Source organism: Serratia sp. KH_031, from assembly GCF_057839655.1.
This window is the reverse complement of sequence record NZ_CM174496.1, coordinates 612,280-632,742: the sequence shown is the minus strand read 5'-3', so window position 1 is coordinate 632,742 and position 20,463 is coordinate 612,280. Positions and strand designations below refer to the sequence as shown.

At 48.7% G+C, this 20,463-nt stretch carries 18 protein-coding genes, 1 other RNA gene and 1 pseudogene; 13 read left to right on the top strand and 7 right to left on the bottom strand.

Translation table 11 applies throughout. The annotated features are described in order from the left end of the window. Positions 1–44: 44 nt before the first annotated feature. The 8 genes from tssF to AC3ISQ_RS02755 all read left to right on the top strand — a co-directional run bounded on the left by tssF (position 45) and on the right by AC3ISQ_RS02755 (position 8,014). The gene (tssF, locus tag AC3ISQ_RS02790) at positions 45–1,796 is read left to right on the top strand and encodes a type VI secretion system baseplate subunit TssF (RefSeq protein WP_489350461.1); all 1,752 of its coding nucleotides are present in this window, start codon (positions 45–47) and stop codon (positions 1,794–1,796) included. A gap of 75 nt (positions 1,797–1,871) precedes the next feature. Further along, positions 1,872–4,100, top strand: coding sequence for a type VI secretion system Vgr family protein (locus AC3ISQ_RS02785; RefSeq protein ID WP_489350460.1), 2,229 nt, complete (start codon positions 1,872–1,874; stop codon positions 4,098–4,100). An 8-nt stretch (positions 4,101–4,108) separates the two neighbouring features. Then, positions 4,109–5,329 carry a DUF2169 family type VI secretion system accessory protein gene (locus AC3ISQ_RS02780; protein ID WP_489350459.1) on the top strand — a complete coding sequence of 407 codons (1,221 nt, stop codon included), beginning with the start codon at positions 4,109–4,111 and terminating at the stop codon, positions 5,327–5,329. A 3-nt stretch (positions 5,330–5,332) separates the two neighbouring features. After that, positions 5,333–5,683 carry a DUF4150 domain-containing protein gene (locus AC3ISQ_RS02775; protein ID WP_489350458.1) on the top strand — a complete coding sequence of 117 codons (351 nt, stop codon included), beginning with the start codon at positions 5,333–5,335 and terminating at the stop codon, positions 5,681–5,683. A 19-nt stretch (positions 5,684–5,702) separates the two neighbouring features. After that, a complete protein-coding gene (locus AC3ISQ_RS02770) occupies positions 5,703–6,206 on the top strand; it encodes a hypothetical protein (RefSeq protein ID WP_489350457.1) in 504 nt (167 codons plus the stop codon). Positions 6,207–6,245: 39 nt separating this feature from the next. Next, positions 6,246–6,779: a hypothetical protein gene (locus AC3ISQ_RS02765; RefSeq protein WP_489350456.1), complete on the top strand. Its 534-nt coding sequence runs from the start codon at positions 6,246–6,248 to the stop codon at positions 6,777–6,779. Between the two features lie 14 nt (positions 6,780–6,793). Beyond that, positions 6,794–7,804, top strand: coding sequence for a hypothetical protein (locus AC3ISQ_RS02760; RefSeq protein WP_489350455.1), 1,011 nt, complete (start codon positions 6,794–6,796; stop codon positions 7,802–7,804). 15 nt (positions 7,805–7,819) lie between these two features. Beyond that, the gene (locus AC3ISQ_RS02755; protein WP_489350454.1) at positions 7,820–8,014 is read left to right on the top strand and encodes a hypothetical protein; all 195 of its coding nucleotides are present in this window, start codon (positions 7,820–7,822) and stop codon (positions 8,012–8,014) included. A gap of 146 nt (positions 8,015–8,160) precedes the next feature. Here AC3ISQ_RS02755 and AC3ISQ_RS02750 read toward each other — a convergent pair. Continuing rightward, a pseudogene (locus AC3ISQ_RS02750) lies at positions 8,161–9,312 on the bottom strand (IS30 family transposase). Positions 9,313–9,657: 345 nt separating this feature from the next. Here AC3ISQ_RS02750 and AC3ISQ_RS02745 point away from each other — a divergent pair. After that, complete coding sequence (locus AC3ISQ_RS02745; protein ID WP_489350453.1) at positions 9,658–10,266, top strand: IS3 family transposase; 609 nt, start codon at positions 9,658–9,660, stop codon at positions 10,264–10,266. A 248-nt stretch (positions 10,267–10,514) separates the two neighbouring features. On the opposite strand, the gene rnpB is transcribed toward AC3ISQ_RS02745, so the two are convergent. Beyond that, an RNA gene (rnpB, locus tag AC3ISQ_RS02740) (RNase P RNA component class A) lies at positions 10,515–10,893 on the bottom strand. Between the two features lie 32 nt (positions 10,894–10,925). Then, a complete protein-coding gene (rsmI, locus tag AC3ISQ_RS02735; RefSeq protein ID WP_489350452.1) occupies positions 10,926–11,789 on the bottom strand; it encodes a 16S rRNA (cytidine(1402)-2'-O)-methyltransferase in 864 nt (287 codons plus the stop codon). A gap of 62 nt (positions 11,790–11,851) precedes the next feature. On the opposite strand from rsmI, the gene AC3ISQ_RS02730 reads away from it, so the two are divergent. Genes AC3ISQ_RS02730 through dolP form a run of 4 tightly spaced genes read left to right on the top strand, consistent with a single transcriptional unit; the run spans position 11,852 to position 15,428 of the window. Then, a complete protein-coding gene (locus AC3ISQ_RS02730; protein WP_489350451.1) occupies positions 11,852–13,876 on the top strand; it encodes a penicillin-binding protein activator in 2,025 nt (674 codons plus the stop codon). After that, positions 13,834–14,226 (top strand): YraN family protein, encoded by a 393-nt coding sequence (locus AC3ISQ_RS02725; RefSeq protein WP_489350450.1) that lies wholly within the window; start codon positions 13,834–13,836, stop codon positions 14,224–14,226. Before AC3ISQ_RS02730 ends, AC3ISQ_RS02725 begins: the two co-directional genes overlap by 43 nt. Before the next feature lie 26 nt (positions 14,227–14,252). Then, positions 14,253–14,843 (top strand): DnaA initiator-associating protein DiaA, encoded by a 591-nt coding sequence (gene diaA / locus AC3ISQ_RS02720; RefSeq protein ID WP_489350449.1) that lies wholly within the window; start codon positions 14,253–14,255, stop codon positions 14,841–14,843. A gap of 9 nt (positions 14,844–14,852) precedes the next feature. Then, positions 14,853–15,428, top strand: coding sequence for a division/outer membrane stress-associated lipid-binding lipoprotein (gene dolP / locus AC3ISQ_RS02715; RefSeq protein ID WP_489350448.1), 576 nt, complete (start codon positions 14,853–14,855; stop codon positions 15,426–15,428). Between the two features lie 37 nt (positions 15,429–15,465). Here the strand turns inward: dolP and mtgA are convergent, their stop codons facing one another. The 4 genes from mtgA to mnmL all read right to left on the bottom strand — a co-directional run bounded on the left by mtgA (position 15,466) and on the right by mnmL (position 20,444). After that, on the bottom strand, positions 15,466–16,197 hold the full coding sequence (gene mtgA, locus AC3ISQ_RS02710) for a monofunctional biosynthetic peptidoglycan transglycosylase (RefSeq protein WP_489350447.1): 732 nt from the start codon (positions 16,195–16,197) through the stop codon (positions 15,466–15,468). Then, a complete protein-coding gene (gene elbB / locus AC3ISQ_RS02705; RefSeq protein WP_489350446.1) occupies positions 16,194–16,847 on the bottom strand; it encodes an isoprenoid biosynthesis glyoxalase ElbB in 654 nt (217 codons plus the stop codon). Before elbB ends, mtgA begins: the two co-directional genes overlap by 4 nt. Before the next feature lie 237 nt (positions 16,848–17,084). Continuing rightward, complete coding sequence (arcB, locus tag AC3ISQ_RS02700) at positions 17,085–19,424, bottom strand: aerobic respiration two-component sensor histidine kinase ArcB (RefSeq protein ID WP_489350445.1); 2,340 nt, start codon at positions 19,422–19,424, stop codon at positions 17,085–17,087. Positions 19,425–19,517: 93 nt separating this feature from the next. Beyond that, positions 19,518–20,444 (bottom strand): tRNA modification radical SAM protein MnmL/YtqA, encoded by a 927-nt coding sequence (gene mnmL, locus AC3ISQ_RS02695; RefSeq protein ID WP_489350444.1) that lies wholly within the window; start codon positions 20,442–20,444, stop codon positions 19,518–19,520. Positions 20,445–20,463 lie beyond the last annotated feature (19 nt).

Genomic DNA, 20,463 nt, shown 5'->3' with positions numbered 1-20,463 from the left:
GGAAATCTCGGCTATCTCTGGTTGTACCATTTTAAGGAGCGAATATGGTGTTGAAAGCCTGTTTCCAAGATGAACTTCAGTACCTCCGCCAACTGGCTACGGAGCGTGCAAACCAGAACCCAGCGTTCAGCGATTTTCTGCACTCCGCAGAGAATGACGCTGATGTTGAGTTCTTGTTTGAACACTTTGCCTTTTTAATGGCTCGGCTGCGGCACAACGTTGATGATGCATTCCCTGAGATTACACAAAACCTGCTGTCACGTGTATGGCCGAGCCCGATTCGCCCGGTACCTTCCACGGCGATCCTCCGGTTCCAGCCAAAATCGGACGAAAGCTACCATCTGGCAAAAGGCAGTCGAGTGGAAGCGAAACCGACCAACGCAGAGTCCTGCGTTTATCAACTGGCTCGTGATACTCGCATCCTTCCCTGCACTGTTCGTGACTGTACGTTATTGAACAGCCCGACCACAGGAGCCTTGAAACTCAACATCGAATGGTCCGGCGCACTGACCCGAAGCGGCGAATGGATAACCGAACCGGTAACGCTTTTTCTCAGCCCGGACACCGAAACCGCGGGGCTATTGCAACTGTGGCTAAGTCAGTACCTGACGAAAATATCGGTCACCAGCGGAGATAAATGCATTTCACTGTCAAAACGGGTGCTGGAAACCTTTACTCCAGACGCCGAGAAGCTGACTCTGCCGCTCGATATCCCGCTGTTCTGGCGTTTACAACTGTTGCAGGAGTATTTCCATCTGCCACATGTTAACGACTTTATTACCCTGAATATCGGTCACGAGCTGGATACCATTTTACTGGATGATGCCCGTACCTTTGAATTGATATTCGAATTCAGTGAACCGCTGCTGACTGTAAAAAAGATTGATGCCTCCACCACTTTTTTTACTGGTTGCACGCCGGTTATCAATCTCTTTCACCAGCGTCCCCAAGTGATGGATTTTGTTCCCGGTCAAAGCACCTACCTCTATCCCCATTCCAGTAACGAAAACATCTATTGTATTCAGTCAATCTATTCGTTACTTGAGTCCGGAAATAACCACGTGCGTGGTGACGCCATCAACTATTTGCCCGTCACCAAGTTTGCTACCAATACTTTCGCCAGCGAGCAGATTTATTACCAGAGCATGCTGGAAAACGATGTAAAAGGTGCAGCTCAGACCCGGATCACCTTTATCAACAGTCAGGGAATGCGCGTCGTCGAGTTCCCACACAGAACGTTCTTTTGCGATGTATTGCTGACTAACGGCACGGCGTGCCATGCCCTGAAAATCGGAGATATCTGCCAGCCCACACTTGATATCCCTAATAGCATGACGTTCAGCGACATCACGCCGCCAACCCGCGAAATATCGCCACTGACAGACAGCCATGCCCACTGGCCAGTTATCTCACATCTCTCGCTGAGTCCGCTGTTTATCCGCGATCTCAGCACAGTGAAACAATTGCTGACTGACCTTAACTATCACCGTCACACCAGCGCACCGTTACAACAGGTGAGTGAGCAGCGGCTGGCAGGTATTGTCAGTCTGGAAGCGCAGCAGTTGGACTGGATATGGCAAAAAGGGATGATGAAACGTGGGCTGGAAATTGTGCTGACCTTGGATCCCGATGCGTTCAGCGATGAGGGTGACATGTACCGTTTCGGCTTCTTGTTGGCTCATGTGCTGCCTTTTTGTATGACCAGCAACAACTTCTTGATGATGAAGGTTGTGAACAGCCAGACCCGGCGACAGTGGTCGCTTGCCCCGGTTACCGGCGGTCGCGACCAGATTTGATTGATCCCTAATGACGCCCGTTACTGACCGCGCCCGGATGGCGCTTCGTACCGCAGAAACTGTGAGACTAAGGTTATGGATACCGGTTTATATTTCTCATGCTCCATTGGCAGCCTGCCCGAAACCACCCTTGATGTGGTCGATTTCACCCTTGAAGAGGCGCTTTCCTCCCTCTTCATGCTCCAAATTCAGGTGGCAAGCCCCGATGCCTCCCTCGATATGGACGCCCTGCTCCTGCAAAAAGCCACCCTTAACGTGCGGGTCGACGGCAAGGTACAGCGCACTATTAACGGTATCGTCTCCGAAGCCTTTCGCGGCGACAGCGGCTTTCACCGCACCTACTACACCTTTACCGTGCGCCCTGAACTCTGGCTGCTGACCCTCACCCAGGATAACCGCATTTTCCACTTCAAAACCGTGCCGGATATTCTCGATGAACTGTTGAGTAAACATAACGTCCGCGCCGACAAAAAACTCATCGACGCCCACAAACAGTGGGAGTACACCACCCAGCGCAATGAGACCGATTACGACTTTTTCACCCGCCTCGCCGCCGAAGAAGGTATTGTGTTCTGGTCTGAAGAGAACCTTCTCTTTTACAGCGACAGCCGCACCGGCATGACTGGCGGTGAGAAGCTGCTCTACAACGCCCATATTCAGAGCGCCAGCCGTGAGGCCGTGGTGCACTCCTTGAATTACGGCGCAAAAATGACCCCTAACGCGGTGCACCTCAAAGACTACAAGTTCTCCCACCCCGACGTGGGCATGAACGCCAAAACCAAACAGCCGCGCAACCGCCCGCTCTATACCATGTACGAGAGTTACGGTCGCTACGACGACGACGCGGTGGCACAACTCTATGCAAAATACCGCCTCGAAGCCCACCAGGCGACCAGCCTGTCGGGGCAGGCAAAAAGCAACTGCATCCGGTTGATGCCAGGCAAAATGTTCACCATTGAAGAACACCCGGCCACAGCGATGAACAGCAACTGGCAGATAGTCCGCATCACTCACCGTGGTACCCTGCCGCAGTCGGTGGCAGGCGAGTCCGGTGACAAAGCCGCCGCGCTGACCAACAGTTTCACTTTTATCCCCGGCTCGGTGGACTGGCGCGCGCCGTTTGTGCCTAAACCGACGGTGTTTGGGGATGAAGTTGCCACCGTGGTGGGCCCGGCGGGGGAAGAGATTTATGTCAACGAATACGGTGAAGTGAAAATTCATTTCCACTGGAACCAATACGATGCCGCAGACGAAAACGCGTCTTGCTGGGTGCGTGCCGGGCAAGGGTGGAACGGCGATGGTTTTGGTTTTATGGCGGTGCCACGTATCGGGCAGGAAGTGATCATCGCGTATCTCAATGGCAATATCGACCAGCCGATTATTGTGGGCACGGCTTATAACGGCAAGAATGCGCCCCCGGTCGCATTACCCGCGAAAAAAACCCGCATGACTATTCGCTCCCAAACACACAAGGGGGCCGGGTTTAACGAAATGGGTTTTGAAGATGAAGCCGGTCAGGAAGAGATTTACTTCCACGCACAAAAAAATATGAACACCGATGTGCTCAACGACAAAGGCACACACGTCATTAACGACCATACGGAAAATGTCGACAACAACCAAACCATGGTCGTCGGTGTCGACCAAAAGCTGAACGTGGGCAATAACCAGGCCGGTACCATCGGTGTGGATCAGACGCTGGATGTCGGCAGTAACCAGACCAACACCATCGGCAACAACCAGAGCTCCACCATTGGCGTTGACCAGAGCTGGAGCATCGGCAGTAACCAGAGCAGCACTATTGGTGTTGACCAGTCCACCACCGTGGGCAGCAACCAGACGAGTACCATCGGCGCGAATCAGACCGACACCATCGGTGCCACCCGCAATGCCACGGTGGGGAGTAATGATGTGCTGACCGTGATGGGGAATCAGGCTGAAACCGTCGCCATCGGCAAAGCAGAAACCATTGGTGCGGCGAAAGCCCTGAGTGTTGGGGCGCTCTACCAGATTACGGTGGGTGGGGCGATGAATACATCAGTCGGGCTGGCGCAGGCCGAAGAGGTGGGCTTAAGTAAAACATTGATGGTAGGGAAAAGTTTTAACCAATTGATTGGTAAGGATAATTCTGTCAATGTAGGTAAGACATTTAAGCTGATTGCAGGAAGTGTCGTTGAAATTCGCTGCGGAAAGAGCGTATTGAGGATGGACAAAAGCGGGAAAATCACCCTGAAAGGTACATCTATAAATATGGGTGCTAAGGGTGCGGTCAAGATTAAAGGCAAAACAATTGATCTTAAGTAAGGGAAGAAATGGAATTTCGTAACCTGAGTCCTTTCCCGGCCATGAACTACACCATGGTCGGGCTAGATGACCAGGAGCAGGATGTTTTTATCATCAAAGTGAGCTACCGCATGGTTCTCTCGCAGGACAACTCATGCCAGTTGGTATTAATGGATGACAATCCTATTCCTTTATGTTTTGCCGATGAATACTGGGGGGAGATGAATCAATCCTCTGTAAAACAAGAAAGTGACCTCTCTCCTTTTAAACCGTTGTGCGATGTTATCATCAATGGGACAGCTTATGCGCCAGAGGGCCGAGCATGCCGACAGTTTGAGACAACGCTGCTTCTGGCTGACAAAGATAACCACATTTTGCTAAGCAAAAAATTATCGGTTCACGGTCCACGATCTGTCAGCCAAATAAGTTTTAGTCTTACCGATATGACTTCGGCTGAAAAAATAGCATCGTTACCGATGCTCTATGAATATGCATTCGGTGGAGAGTGTCGGCTTAATTCAGGTATGGATGGTGCGAGTAAAGTTGCCAGTAAGTATCAGTTAACTGAACAACAGCTGAAAGAACATCCGCAGTGGCCTGATGCACCAGTGGCGCACACAGCCCACATGCAAAATACAATAGGAATGGGATTTATTGACAAGTGGTTCTGGAAAGCGACCTCTATTCGATCCATACCGGTTCCGCAAATAACGTCCCCGCAATATCCAGTTAAAGCTGTACATTTACTGGCACAGATAAGAAGTAAACGAGATGAAAATGCAGAGGCTCTGAAGCCCTGCGGTTTTGGCATAATCAATCGCGCATGGCAACCGAGATTAAAAAAAGCAGGGACTTACGACGAGGAATGGTTAGAAAAACGACACCCTCGGTTACCCCATGATTTTGACTTTCATTACTGGAATTGTGCACCGGAAGATCAACAAATCCCCTATCCGGCGAACGATATAAAGCTACGTATAGAGAATATGACGCCAAACGGCGTTTTACAATGTCAGCTTCCTGGACACAGACCTTTTTTACTGTACAGGATGTTCGACGGAACTTTCGAAACTGCATTATTAAATATTGACACGTTAATGATTGACACGAATGAATTGACGGTATCAATAACTTATCGACTCGTTGCACCTGAGAACAAAAAGCAGCGCATTGTAGAAGCACGTTTTGAAACAGACAGTAAAGCACCACTTTTCAAAATTGATCCAATTGTTACGGAATACAGGACATAATTTATGGGTAAAGTCATTGCGCGAAAGGACAGTAATTTTAAAGTTGTTTGTATGTTTCCGGATGTTTGTAAAACACCTGTAGGTCCAGCAACTCCTCCTATTCCCTACCCCGTTGTTTCATTTTTAAGCAATGCTAAAAAAACCATTAGCACTATAAAAATGAACGGTGATCCCGTTTTTGTTTATGACAAAAGTTTTGTCAGTAACACCATTGGAGATCAACCAGGTGTGTTGAAAGGGATCAAGTCCAACAAGGTTGGAGGGAAGTGTTATCCCAAATCACACAGTAGAAATGTCAAGGCCAAAGGGAAGTATCTTGTTCGCCTGGGAGATACATTTTGGATGAATGGATGATTCTCAGATAGAGGGATTTATGGCAGGAGATAATGCGAAAGGCATAAAAAAACCTTTAATAAAATGCGGGGAATCAGGAACCTATGGAGAATTATTAAAGAAACGCTGTGTCAAAAAGGGTGACAAACCCGGACGCCCCTCCTTCAACAGGGATCATATTCCGCCTAAGGAATTGATGATTCAGTTGGCAAAAGACTATGCAAAACGTGAAGGTATTGATTTCACCCGTAAGATGGCAAAAGCAATTATTAAGAAAATATCAGCTTTTGGAATTCCAACCCAAATACATCAAACATCTAGTAGAACTTACGGAAGAAATGTCGATACTCTTAATAAGAGTGGGTATGGTAAAGATTTAGGGGAATCCGCACGCGAAGACGCGAACTCGGTCATAAAGGGCCTGGAAGAAAGTGGCGATACGGCTTGTATGGAAAAGTATAAAAAAGCAGTGAAAAAGCTCCAGTCGATGAGTCATGACGATCACCTGAAGATGATAACAGACATTGTTGACAGAATGGTTTAGTATAAGTTCAATTTTCATATAAACAAACAGGATACATTCATGGCTACTATAAATTTTGATAAACTAATTGGGAAACCATTATCCGACAGCAACATCCTTATGCTGCTCTCTCACATGAAAAAAGATCCGGCTAAAATAAAAATGAAAAAAGGTGATATCGACTTTATTACCGAAAATGAAAAAATAGGCATTCAACTTACATTTTTAGACATTGAAGGAATTAGGCGAGGATTAGTTGACCCTAATATAGAAATTTCCCCTATATTATTGGATAAACTAAATTACATGGAGAATCTACCTGAAGGTTCTTTATTTTTAGCAGATTTAGATCAAAAACAAACAAAAAACACTACAAATCAATTAGTCGCCCTTCCTTCCGGTATGTTTTTTGGTATGGATAAACAAACCGTATATAGAATACTAGGTACACCTACTCTCGGTGAAAGAGAAAAATTCAATACAGCAGGATGGATTTTTGAATATTATAAATATGCAGCTCGATTTACAAAGGATGATATTCTTTTCTCTTTTGGAGTGCATTTTATAGAGCATTCCCACCTGATGAAATTCTAATACTGGAGTACCATATGAAGAACAACATCTATCCTGACGCAGAATACATCATCTCTTTATTTGGTGGTAATCTTGAAGAAAATGGAAATGTTGAAAACCTTATGCAAGAACTTAATACTATCAGGCGACCAACTATTTCACCTGATGATTATGACGAAGAAGAAGACGATGATGGCATTCATTATCTAGACTGGGTACTTATCCGTAAAAAGGGTATTGAACTAGGTTTTTCTGAGCATTACTATCATAAAACATCTGACTTTATTCTTTGGGGTGAGGGAGATCTTTTACTTACTCAGGCCTATTTTTATTCAGAAGATTCTGAACAGAGGATTTCCAAGTTTCAGGGGAGTTTACCATTTGGATTGCAGTTTTCCGACTCCAGAGAACAGGCGAGAGAACGATTATTACGTTTTGAAAATACCAGACATTCAAACCTAAGTGACACTTGGGATGTCACAGAATATAGATTAAATATTCAGTATAAAGATAATAAAGTTAACAGAATATCATGCATTCAGTTACCAGAACCGATTACAACCAGTACGAAAAAAAAACCGACCACAATAGATAACATTATCTCTGCATTTGGTATGTCTCCCAAAGAAGTTTCATTTTCAACATTATGGAAAGAAAATGGAAAATTCGATGATGAAGAGCTTGAGATCATTAATGAAGAGAGACATCTAGATCTAAAAAGCTCTTTGGGTGTCACTCTTAATTTTACAGGCACAATGGGGAATACAGCGTTGTTCAAGTCAATAACATTCCACAGAAACAGGGAGTTTGATTCTTGTGGATGGAAAGGTGAACTCCCCTTTTCATTAAGCTTTGAGGATGACCCTATTACTATAAAAAATAAAATAAATCCAGAGCCTGTAAAAGGCTCAGACTCTATTGAGACAGGGTATTTTCTCTGGCATTTCTCTGATTACTCAATGCATATACTGTATGACAACATTGACAATCGATTATTAAGAGTCACACTAATGTCAAAAGGTACGTGGGCATCTATTAGTGATTAATTAGAGGACCGTTATATGGCCAAAACTGGTAACACACTAGGTAAATTAATTGCGGTCCCCGTCATTTCTGGAGTTGCGCAGGATGCAAATCCTGCGATTATCGCAGAAACGCCCAACGAAAAAAAAGTACTGGCAAATATCATTCAAGAGGTCGCCTCATTATCCAAGTCAAAAAATAACCAGATCAAAAAAGCGCGGGCAGATTATTGATTATCAATGTGAGTCAAAGAGAACTGAAGTGTACTGAGGTATCCTGGGTTTAACGGACACTCCTTTCCTGAAATAGAATGAGATTAAAAGGAGTTCATCATGACTGCTTAGAAAAAGAACAAACGACTGTGTCCGCTATTGTAGATTCAACTTGTCAACGCAACACCCTTTTCAAAAATCTGTTTTGGCGTCTTAAATTTCAATGTTTTTCTCGGTCTGTTGTTTAATTGCTCTGCGACCTGATCCAGGTCTTCTTGCGAATGTTGAGCCAGACAGGTCTTTTTGGGGAAGTATTGCCGAATAAGACCATTAGTGTTCTCGTTGGTACCTCGTTGTCATGGGCTCTGTGGGTCACAGAAATATACTGGCATGCCTGTATTGGCCGTAAAATCTGCATGTTTGGCCAACTCCATACCACGATCCCAGGTCAATGATTGCCTGAGTCTCAAAGGTATTTTTTTAAATTTTTCTATCAAGGCATGATTCACTGAAGTGGCGTCTTTTCCCTTCAGTTTCAGGAGGATGGTATAGCGTGATTTTCTATCAACGAGGGTAGCAATGTGCGTATTTTTTGTTCCCGAGACTAAATCGCCTTCCCAGTGGCCAACCGAACGCCGGTTGTCGATATGCCTCGAGCGCTCATGGATAGAGATACCATTGACGATATTAATCGTCCCTCGCTCCCCCTTGCGAGAATGGCTTTTTCCATGACGTAGACTGTGGGAACGGCACAGATGCTTTACCAGCAGATGATGTAAGGCGTCTCGGGTACAGAAATACAGGGTTTTATAAATCGTCTCTGCTGATATTTGCATCGTTTTTCGGCGATGCGCTGTTTTTTTAAGCCATCCGGATATTTGTTCAGGAGACCACTTGAGCTCCAGTTTTTCTAAAACCAAATCCCGCAATTCCAGGTTTTTCTCCAGCAAACAGGGCTTAGGTCTTTTGGCCATTCGGTTCGCCCTGTTGTTCGCATCCACCGCTTTGTAATAGCGTCGGCCACGGTTACGTTGAACTTCTCTTGAGATAGTAGAAGGCGAGCGATTGAGTGAATGCGCAATCGCTCTGATACTTTTTTTGGCAGAGAGTCCAACACGTATTTCTTCCCGTTCAGATAAAGTTAAGTGCGATGCGGCACGTTTACGCACGTTGGGCTTCATGCCCCCTGAATCTCTTAAAATAGTGAAAATGGTGCCTGGCTTAGAATCCAGGGTGTTAGCAATGTCACTGAAGCCGATGCCGTTCTTCCAAGAATCGAAAACAAACTCTTTTTCCACTGCCGTAAATGTACGTTTCATTCAATAATCCTCCACTACTCCATGTTTTAGCATGGATGTTGCATTGATCAATTGAATCTACAGCAACCTTCTTCGCCAAAGAGTCTCACTAAAATACGCCTTTATTGAAGCCCATCGCCATCAGTTTGGTATTACATTGATGTGTCAGGTATTTGAGGTGTCCCGCAGTGGCTATTATGAGTGGTGCACACGTCCATTCAGCCAGCGGCAACAAAAAGACGAAGCGTTGAAGGTAAAAATCCGGACATACCATGAAAAAGGTCGAAAATTGTACGGAACAAGACGACTCCAGAAAAACTGCGAAACAGTCAGGAAAGTATCAGCCGACGACGTATCGCGCGGTTGATGAATGAAGATGGCCTGACATGCCAAACCCGGAGGAAATTCAAGGCTACCACGAACTCTCGTCATAACAAGCCGGTGGCACCTAACCTGCTGGCTAGGTGCTTTACAGCAGAACAGCAGGATCGGACTTATGTGGGTGATATTACGTATATTCCTACGCAAGAAGGCTGGCTCTATCTGGCGGTATTTATCGATCTTTACTCTCGCGCAGTGGTGGGCTGGTCGATGGATAGCCGTATGACAGCATCACTGGTAACGAATGCGTTGGACATGGCAATAAAGAAACGCAGCCCGGAAGCAGGGTTGGTGGTACATAGTGATCGGGGTAGTCAATATGTATCCGAGAGCTATCAGTCTGTTTTGAATGATAATAACTTCACCTGCAGTATGAGTCGGAAAGGAAATTGTTGGGATAATGCGGTTGCGGGAAGTTTTTTCCACACATTAAAAACGGAGCTAATTTATCAAAGAAATTTTCAGACGCGAGTGGAGGCCAAACAGGCAATTTTTGAGTATATAGAAGTCTTCCACAACCGGGTGCGGTTGCATTCCAGCAATGACTACATGAGTCCTTCAGACTATGAGTTACAGCTACGAACAGCTGCTTGAAAAAATGTCCGGAAAACTGTTGCCAGATCACTACTAACATCGTGGTATGTTAATCAATGGGGAGCAGGTCAGCTCTTAGCGTCGTGACAGGCCTAAAGAAGACTTGAAAAAGTGATGATCAGATAAGGTAAAACGTACCGTTACGGCGATATATGTAAGGAAGTGAACAACAGTTGATGTATCCCATCTTGTATCTCACTTTGACGTGAAATGCAGACAGGACACACCAACTCATTGTTTTTAAAGATGAGTGGAGTTGACCGGTAAGCCGGGTTCTGTCGTGGACAGTCATTCCTCTAGGCCAGCAATCGCTCACTGGCTCAAGCAGCCTACCCGGGTTCAGTACGGGCCGTACCAAGTGAACCCCTATTTGGCCTTGCTCCGGGTGGAGTTTACCGTGCCACGAACTGTTGCCAGCCGCGCGGTGCGCTCTTACCGCACCCTTTCACCCTTACCTGATCCCACTTGCGTGGGCCATCGGCGGTTTGCTCTCTGTTGCACTAGTCGTAGGCTTGCGCCTCCCAGGCGTTACCTGGCACCCTGCCCTATGGAGCCCGGACTTTCCTCCCCTCCACCTGTCTCCCCCGAAAGGGACGGCAGTGAAGCGGCGACTGTCTAGTCAACTCCGGCGCGGATTGTATAGTGTTTTACTATACCTGTCACCCTTCCTGCTGCTCGAGTGCGTACTTATACAACGCATTCTTTTTCACGCCGTGAATTTCTGCCGTCAATGCCGCCGCTTTCTTCAACGGCAACTCTTTTTGCAACAGTGCCAAAGTACGTAATGCCTCTAGCGGCAAGTCATCCTCTTGTGCCTTATGCCCTTCGACAATCAACACCATCTCTCCACGCCTACGCACTTCATCTTCCTGTATCCAGGCCAGTAATTCACCGACCGGTGCACCGTAGATAGACTCCCAAGTTTTGGTCAGTTCACGCGCCAATACCACATAGCGCTGCGGCCCCCACACCGTCACCATATCTTGCAAACTTTCCAACAAACGGTGAGTAGATTCATAGAAAATCAGGGTACGAGGTTCCTCTGCCAGCGCCATCAGGGTATCCTTGCGTCCTTTGGTTTTCGCTGGCAGGAACCCTTCATAACAGAAACGGTCTGAAGCGACACCCGCGGCACACAATGCCGTCGTAGCTGCGCAAGCGCCAGGTAATGGCACTACGCGAATACCGGCTTCGCGGCAACGGCGCACTAGGTGATAACCGGGATCGTTAATCAGCGGGGTGCCCGCATCGCAGACCAGTGCAATACTCTGGCCTTCTTGTAATTTCGCCAGCAGTTGGTCCGCCTTCTGCTGTTCATTATGATCGTGCAAAGCAAACAACCGCGCGTTAATCGCGAAGTGTTGCAGCAACAACCCGGTATGGCGTGTGTCTTCCGCCGCAATCAGATCAACGCTTTTCAGCACCTCTAACGCACGGTGGGTGATATCGCCCAAATTGCCGATTGGGGTAGGAACCACGTACAGTGTTGATGCAGAAATAACTGATTGTTGGTGTAGATTCATTGTTTCATCCGGATTGCCGATTTAATATTGAGCATCTTGAAAAAAACATCACTGGATACAGTATGCTTTCCTCAAAATTCGTTCGTACCCAAGCAGGACGCTTAGTGCCTGTCGTATTGGCAGCATTCTTTCTGGCAGGCTGTCCAAGCCAGGCTCCGCAGACATCCTCTGCGAATATTCAGGACGAAGCGAGCGCTAGCTCTGCTTACTACCTGCAACAATTGCAGCAAAGCAGCGATGATAACAAGGCTGACTGGCAATTACTTGCGATTCGCGCATTAACCCGTGAAGGGAAACTGCAACAAGCGAATGAACAAATGACCGCACTGCCGAAAAATCTCAGCAACGAACAGCAGCTGGAACGTCGGTTATTGAGCGCTGAGTTGCAGGTTGCTAGCAAAAACCTGAACACCGCTCGCGGAACGTTGAGCCGTATCGACAGCAGTTCATTGTCACCGAATCAGTTGGTGCGTTTCTATCAAGCACAGATCGCCGCCAACCAAGGCAAAGCCTCACTGCCGCTGATCCGCGCCTATATCGCGCAAGAGCCGATGCTGTCCGCCAAAGCCCATCAGGATAATCTGGACCAGACTTGGCAAACTTTGCTTGGCTTAACGCCAAAAGATATGAGCAGCTTGGTGATCAATGCCAACGAAAACGTGCTGCAAGGCTGGCTGGATCTGTTGCGGATTTATCAGGAAAACAAACAAGATCCTGATTTGCTGAAAGCCGGTATCAAAGACTGGCAGAACCGCTATCCACAAAACCCGGCGGCGAAAACATTGCCAACTCAGTTGGATAATGTTCTGAACTTCACTCAAGCATCAACATCAAAAATAGCTCTGCTGTTACCGATGAATGGTCAGGCAAAAGTCTTTGCCGATGCTATTCAGCAAGGTTTTAATGCGGCTCAAAGTGGCGTTGCGATCAGCGCACCAGTGCAACCACAGCAACCGACTAACGATCCCGACCAGCCAGTGGCAGCACCTGCAACGTCAGCCGATCCGAATGCCGATGGTGCGGTGAGTACTTCTGCTGCAGTTAGCGCCCCCGTCACCGCAGCTCAACCCGTTGCGGCACCTGTTACGCCAGCACCTATCACACCACCACAGGTCGTCAACGCGCAGGTCAGAGTGTATGACACTTCCAGCCAGCCGCTGGCAACGCTGTTAGCACAGGCGCAACAAGACGGTGCAACGCTGGTTGTCGGCCCGTTGCTAAAAGACAACGTCGCCGCATTGGCAAATACCAGTACCACCCTGAACGTTCTGGCGCTAAACCAGCCGGAAACACCGAAAGATCTGCCAAATGTCTGTTACTTCGCGTTGTCACCAGAAGATGAAGCGCGTGACGCGGCTCGCCACATTTGGGATCAACAAAAACGTCAGCCACTGTTATTGATCCCACGCGGCGCCTTTGGCGATCGTGTAGCTAAAGCCTTCGCCGAACAATGGCAGACACTGGGTGGTTCAACCGTGCTGCAACAAAGCATCGGCTCTCCTACCGAGCTACGCCAAATGGTCAATAGCGGTGGTATCCGCATGACTGGCACACCCGTCATTGCTTCAGCGCCAGCGCAAGAGTCCGTCACTATCGCCGGGTTGACGATCCCGGCACCACCGAGTGATATTCCAGCAGCGACTGGCGGAAACGTCGACTCAGTGTATATTGTGGCAACACCGAGCCAACTCACGTTGATCAAACCGATGATCGACATGACCACCAGCGGTAGAAACAAACCAGCCATGTATGCCAGCTCACGCAGCTATCAGGCGGGTGCAGGCCCTGATTTCCGTTTGGAAATGGAAGGTTTGCAATTCAGCGACATCCCACTGTTAGCCGGTGCTAACCCGCAGTTAATGCAGCAGGCTAGCGCCAAGTTCAACAACGATTACTCACTGGTACGTTTGTACGCCATGGGGATGGATGCCTGGACATTAGCCAATCACTTTGCTGAAATGCGCCAGCTTCCTGGCTTCCAGGTTTCAGGCACCACCGGTGTACTGACCTCTTCAGCGAACTGCGTTATCAACAGGAAATTGCCTTGGCTGCAATACAGTCGTGGGCAGGTCGTTCCGGCCGCCTAAGCCAACGCGCCAAAGGGGCGAGCTATGAATTACAGGCTCGCCATTACCTGGAACGCGCAGGGCTGACTTTCTACGCCGCTAACGTAACGATACGTGGCGGCGAGTTGGATCTCATCATGCGTGATGGCAAAACCTGGGTATTTGTCGAAGTACGCTATCGCCGAACCGCAACTTATGGCGATGCGGCCGCCAGTGTGACTTACCGTAAACAGCAGCGTTTACTGCACAGTGCCGCAGTTTGGCTGGCCGGGCGCGGTGCCAGTTTTGACACATCAGCTTGCCGTTTCGATGTTTTGGCTATTACTGGTGACCAGTTAGACTGGATACCGAATGCCTTCAACGCAGATTAAATACTGACCTAGTGGATTAAAACAACGTGCTGGATAGAATCAAAGTCTGTTTTACCGAAAGTATCCAAACCCAGATTGCGGCGGCAGAAGCCTTGCCAGACGCCATTTCCCGCGCGGCGATGACACTGGTTCAATCCTTACTCAACGGCAACAAGATCCTGTGTTGCGGTAATGGTACCTCGGCGGCCAACGCCCAGCATTTTGCTGCCAGTATGATCAACCGTTTTGAAAGCGAGCGCCCGAGCCTGCCGGCGATTGCCTTAAACGCAGACAATGTCGTTTTGACCGCCATCAGCAACGATCGACTGCATGATGAAGTGTATGCCAAACAGGTACGCGCTTTAGGGCACGCTGGCGATGTATTGCTGGCGATTTCTACTCGCGGCAATAGCCGTGATATTGTGAAGGCCGTAGAGGCCGCGGTAACACGTGATATGACCATCGTCGCACTAACCGGTTACGATGGCGGGGAGTTGGCTGGCTTGCTCGGTCCACAGGATGTTGAAATCCGTATCCCATCACACCGTAGCGCACGTATTCAGGAAATGCATATGCTGACCGTAAATTGCCTATGTGACCTGATAGATAACACGCTGTTTCCTCACCAGGACGATTAAGGAACTGAAATGAAGCTAAAAACGACATTTGCAGTACTGTGCAGCGCCCTGCTGTTACAAGGTTGTGTCGGTGCAGTGCTGGTCGGCAGCGCAGCGGTCGCGACCAAAACCGCTACCGACCCACGCAGTATTGGCACACAGGTTGACGATGGCACTTTGGAAGCCAGAGTGGAAAATGCGTTGGGCAAAGACCAACAATTGAAGAAAGAAGCCCGTGTGGTCGCGACCGCCTATCAAGGCAAAGTGTTGTTGACCGGTCAGGCCCCCACCACCGAATTGGCCAGTCGTGCCAAACAAATTGCGGTGGGTGTTGAGGGTGCGACCGATGTGTACAATGAGATCCGTCAAGGAACGCCAGTCAGTCTGAGCACCGCGTCTTCTGACACTTGGATCACCACCAAGGTACGCTCGCAAATTCTGACCAGCGACAGCGTGAAGTCTTCCAATGTGAAAGTGACGACCGAAAACGGCGAAGTATTCCTGTTAGGTCTGGTCACACAGCAAGAAGGGCAATCGGCGGCTCAAATCGCCAGCCAAGTCAGTGGCGTCAAACACGTCACTACCGCTTATACCTTCGTGAAATGATCGCAAGCCGGGGGTTCAAATCCCCCGGCTTCTATTTCTAATCCAGATTATTCTCTTTCAAGAACCCTTCCCCACCCAATTGCCGCATCTGGCGCAATATCCATTGTTGACGTTGAATCACATAGTTCGACGGTGCGTTAGCTTTAAAGCGATGCGGATTTGGCAACACCGCCGCCAGTAACGCCGCTTCCGAGGCAGTCAGACGTTTAGCCGGTTTATGGAAGAAACGCTGTGAGGCCTCTTCTACACCAAACACCCCATCACCCAATTCGACAATATTCAGATACACCGTCAGAATGCGTCGTTTAGTCCACACCAGTTCGATACCCCCGGTCAGACCGGCCTCTAATCCTTTACGTACCCAGCTACGACCGTCCCACAAAAAGAGGTTTTTTGCCGTTTGTTGCGACAAGGTAGAAGCGCCACGAATACGCGTCGGGCGACGTTCGTTGTGATCCAACGCCTTTTCAATCGCTGCCATGTCAAAACCCCAATGGTCAGGGAATTTTTGATCTTCTGCCGCCATTACCGCTAACGCCATGTAGGGCGAAATTTCGTTCATCGAAACCCAGTCAGAATGGGCAACATAGCCAAAATCACCGCTTAGCCAAGCACTAACCTGCCGTTCTACCATCACTGCCGAAAACGGCACGGGTAAGAAGGCAAATAGTGCAATGCCCACTAGCCACAGGCCAACGATCGCGATTAAACCACGTTTGAACCACCCCCAGGGTTTTGACAACATTCTTCTGACGCCAGACTTTCTCATTCAGTTAAATCCAGCACCCGAGAAACCAATTTATCGATTCCTTTTGCCACTTCACCGATCGAACTTTCCAGCATATAAGCCGGGGTAGTCACGATTTTGTTCTCCAGATCGACGACGATGTCGTCAACAGGACAAACCACTGGCTCACCGCCCATCGCATCAATCACTTCACCTAGGTCGGGATCGTTACCCACAGTCAGTCGCACAGATTGATCAATAATCTTTGGTAATAACACGGGTGAGATACATATAAAACCGATTGGTTTATGCGCCTTATGCATTTTTCGGGTTAAGTCGCACAAATTTTCATCAATCCAACATTCAGCTCCTTTATGAGCAAAGTTGCTGATATTCATGGCAGCACCAAAACCACCTGGCACAATCAGCGCATCCAACTGATCAACGTCGGCCTGACTCAAGGGCTGAATCTTCCCCCTGACGATACGGGCAGCCTCCACCAGAACATTACGTTGTTCCGGCATTTCATCCCCAGTTAAATGATTAATAACATGAAGTTGTAATTTATCCGGTGCAAAACAGACCGCTTGAGCGCCAGCACGGTCTAGCGCCAGCAAAGTTAAAACCGCTTCGTGAACCTCCGATCCATCGTAAACTCCGCACCCGCTCAGCACGATACCGACTCGTTTCATTGCTGTTATCCCTATCGATACAATTAAAGTGTTAGTAATTCGAGCTAACAAACGCTAATCTACATCACACATTTTAATGAATCTTCTAACAAGAGCGCTTACATTTGTTATCTTGTTGGCTGTATGATGTATCGGAATTATTGACCACCTGCTAGACCATAACGATTAAACCAATACGCAGGTTCACGTTTTCCCTGGTGTTGGCGCAATATTCGCGCACCCCGGCCTCGGTCGGGGTCATTTTTTTTCTACCTTCGCTACCCACGCTCTCAGCACCGCAACGTCGTTACGCCACTCCTGTTTCAGCTCCTCAATCCATTCTTGTAAGTTATCTTCCCATGCGGGTAAATCAGATGTCTGAATCTGTTTGGCCAGTTGTTGCAAATGAGTCAAACCGACCGACCCGGCAGCGCCTTTAATTTTATGCCCTTCCTCAGAGACCTTTTTCCAATCACGCGCCGTCATGTTGGAATCCAGCACCGCCAGATAGCCCGGCATCATTTGTTCGAACATATCGGCACTTTGGTGAATCAGTTGTGGGCCGACCAAATCGATATATTGCTCTAACATGACGGTATCCAGCAGTGACTCATTAATTTGCATCGCTTTTTGCTCCGTTTTCGTTGAAGTTTCGCAAGGTTGGTGATCCCAAAATTGTTTAATCACACGGGTCAGCGCCGGAACCGCCAGCGGTTTACTCAGTACGTCGTCCATACCGGCATCCAAATACTCTTTTTTGTCTTTCAGCACGTTAGCGGTCAATGCCACCAGCGGCGGCAGAGCTTGCCCGGTATAACGCTTACGCAACTCACGGGCGATATCCAGCCCAGTCATATCCGGCAGTTGAATGTCCAACAGCACCAAATCAAATTCGTCAGGATCAAACATCGCCAGCGCGTCATGCCCATTCATCGCCACTTCAACGCTGTTACCTAGTTTTTCCAGCACTGAACGCGCAACCACCACGTTCAGTTCAATATCTTCCACCAGCAAGATGTGCAGCGCTGGCAATGGCAATTCTTCTTGCGCCTGTTGTTCACTTTCTGCTTCTTGTACCGCCGGTGCCTTGATACTCAAGGTAAAACATGAGCCATGTCCTGGTTCACTGTTGACGGTAATATCGCCGCCCATACTCTGTGCTAGGCGTTTGGATACCGCCAAACCAATCCCGGTGCCGGTCGCAGGGCGGCCACCGCGCTGATCTTTCACCTGATAATACATGGCGAAGATTTTTTCCTGTTCGTCCTGCGGAATACCCATACCAGAGTCTTCCACCTCGAAGACCAGTCGCTCCGGCTCCTCACGTCGTACTCGCACCACAATTTGCCCCTGCTGGGTAAATTTCACCGCATTGCCGATCAGGTTCCATAAGATCTGGCGCAAGCGCGTGCCGTCGGTAATCACTTTCTCTGGTAATGGGAGTTGAGGTTCCATCACGAAACGCAGCCCTTTTGGCTGCACCAACAGGCCAGAAAGGTTTTCCAAATCAGCCATGAACCCCGTGAAATCAACCGGTTGATTATCGAGCTGCACCTTGCGCCGCTCCAGTTTGTCCATCTCGATAATGTCGTTGAAGATGTTACCGAGGGTAATGGCACTGACGTGGATGGTTTTCAGGTATTTCAGTTGTTCGTCATTCAACTCGGTATCAAGCAAAATACGACTGAGGCCGACAATGCCATTAAGCGGCGTACGCAGCTCGTGGCTGATAGTTGAGATAAAAGTGGTCTTGTCCCTACTGGCATTCTCTAACGCGTCCTGATAGCGCTTACGCTCCGTTATATCGCGTCCGAAACCCATCAGCCCGTGGCGTTTACCCACTCGGTCATAAAACGGCACTTTACGCAGTTCAAAACAGGCCTTGCGCCCATCGGGATAATCCAACCACTGCTCGTAGGTCAAAGAAACGTTATGGCGGAAGACTTTCTCATCAGTTTCAATCACTTTCTCGGCAATTTCTTTACTGTAAACGTCGAATGGGGTCAGACCAATGAGTTGTTTCTCGCTTTTACCGGTCAATAGCTCCATCGCACGGTTGCAGCCAGAGAATTCTTTGTCTTCGTTGCGGTAATACACCAAATCCGGCGAGGCATCGAGGAAGGAACGTAGCAAGGCCGATTGTTGCCCCAGCTCGATCTGCGCCAATTCGCGCTGTTCCATTTCCTCTTTCAGCTTACCCATCACTTGCAGGCGCTCTTCCTCCGCCTTGATTCGATCGGCAATTTCCTGATTAAGCTGGATAATATTGTCTTTAAGCTGTTGATTTAGTTCCAGATCACGATGACGCATCTCTTCCAACTTGCCCACCAGCCGTGCCAGGCGCTGGCGTGACTCTTCCAACTGCTCAACCACCACCGACAGGAAATAGACAGCCCACGGCGTAATCAGCAAACCGAAGAAGATCGAGCGCACCACGTCGATACTTTCGACCTGGCCGCGCAGCAGCATGGTCACCGCCATCTGCACCACCATCGCCAGTACCACCAGCGCCGAAGCCAGCAGCAGTGAAAAGCGCACCAGCCCCAGTTTCACCATCAGATCAACGTAATACTGAGCCAACACCCGGATTTGCTTCATGAACCGCTCCAAACAGACATAGTCTGTTAAATCATACCGTAAAACGCGGATGAGATAAGGGATCGCACATCGAAGTGTGGGAAAGATGGCAAATCAGGGGTAATAACGCAGATTGTCGGCTAAAGCGGAGCCTTGTCCACCGTGGTGTTGGAGATAGCCGCCGACCGCCTGCATACCATTCCAACGGTTTTCGCACCATAATGGTGCCAGTAAGGTTGGCCGACGAGCGCTGGCGGAGATGCGGTGGAAAATCACCTGTTTGGGAGTATGGCGAATTAATTCACCTGCGCTGTAAGCGTAATCGTCCAGTGCCAGTTCTAACATCCGCCCGGCCTGCCAGGCTTTGCCCATCGTACTACCGGCGACGATATGCAAGGGATGCAGCTTGATGCCATCCACGCCGGTCGCCACCACTTCTTCCAACGTAGCCAAATAATCGGTATGAGTTTCCCCCGGTAAACCGACGATCAAGTGGCTACACACTTTCAGGCCACGTTCCCGCGCTAATCGCGTTGTTTGCTGGTAACAAGCGAAGTCATGTCCACGATTAATGCGCTTTAGTGTTTTGTCGTTCGCGGTCTGCAATCCCAATTCCAGCCACACTTCATAGCCCTGCTCATGGTAACCGGCCAGTAGATCCAGCGCCGCCTCAGGCACACAGTCTGGGCGCGTACCAACACATAAACCGACCATCGCCGCCTGCTGCAATGCCTGCTGATACATCTGCTCCAACAGTTCAACCTCGGCATAAGTGCTGGTATAGGCCTGAAAATAAGCCAGATAACGCTGTGCGCGATTGACCTTACGTGCCTGCGCCGTCAATTGTTCGGCAATGCTCTGTTGCTGCATTTTCTCGTCGGCAAAGGAAGCGACATTGCAGAAAGTGCAACCGCCACGCCCCAAGGTGCCATCGCGATTTGGGCAGCTAAAACCGCCGTGCAGAGTGAGCTTATGGATCTTTTCACCGTAACGGCGTTGGAGGTCGGCACCAAACATATTGACTAATTGCGGCAACTGCATATTCTTACAGATTCTCTGT

Coding starts and splice junctions, on each gene's coding strand:
- tssF (WP_489350461.1), top strand. CDS start 45: ATGGTGTTGAAAGCCTGTTTCCAAGATGAACTTCAGTACCTCCGCCAA.
- AC3ISQ_RS02785 (WP_489350460.1), top strand. CDS start 1,872: ATGGATACCGGTTTATATTTCTCATGCTCCATTGGCAGCCTGCCCGAA.
- AC3ISQ_RS02780 (WP_489350459.1), top strand. CDS start 4,109: ATGGAATTTCGTAACCTGAGTCCTTTCCCGGCCATGAACTACACCATG.
- AC3ISQ_RS02775 (WP_489350458.1), top strand. CDS start 5,333: ATGGGTAAAGTCATTGCGCGAAAGGACAGTAATTTTAAAGTTGTTTGT.
- AC3ISQ_RS02770 (WP_489350457.1), top strand. CDS start 5,703: ATGGCAGGAGATAATGCGAAAGGCATAAAAAAACCTTTAATAAAATGC.
- AC3ISQ_RS02765 (WP_489350456.1), top strand. CDS start 6,246: ATGGCTACTATAAATTTTGATAAACTAATTGGGAAACCATTATCCGAC.
- AC3ISQ_RS02760 (WP_489350455.1), top strand. CDS start 6,794: ATGAAGAACAACATCTATCCTGACGCAGAATACATCATCTCTTTATTT.
- AC3ISQ_RS02755 (WP_489350454.1), top strand. CDS start 7,820: ATGGCCAAAACTGGTAACACACTAGGTAAATTAATTGCGGTCCCCGTC.
- AC3ISQ_RS02745 (WP_489350453.1), top strand. CDS start 9,658: ATGAATGAAGATGGCCTGACATGCCAAACCCGGAGGAAATTCAAGGCT.
- rsmI (WP_489350452.1), bottom strand. CDS start 11,789: ATGAATCTACACCAACAATCAGTTATTTCTGCATCAACACTGTACGTG.
- AC3ISQ_RS02730 (WP_489350451.1), top strand. CDS start 11,852: ATGCTTTCCTCAAAATTCGTTCGTACCCAAGCAGGACGCTTAGTGCCT.
- dolP (WP_489350448.1), top strand. CDS start 14,853: ATGAAGCTAAAAACGACATTTGCAGTACTGTGCAGCGCCCTGCTGTTA.
- mtgA (WP_489350447.1), bottom strand. CDS start 16,197: ATGAGAAAGTCTGGCGTCAGAAGAATGTTGTCAAAACCCTGGGGGTGG.
- elbB (WP_489350446.1), bottom strand. CDS start 16,847: ATGAAACGAGTCGGTATCGTGCTGAGCGGGTGCGGAGTTTACGATGGA.
- arcB (WP_489350445.1), bottom strand. CDS start 19,424: ATGAAGCAAATCCGGGTGTTGGCTCAGTATTACGTTGATCTGATGGTG.
- mnmL (WP_489350444.1), bottom strand. CDS start 20,444: ATGCAGTTGCCGCAATTAGTCAATATGTTTGGTGCCGACCTCCAACGC.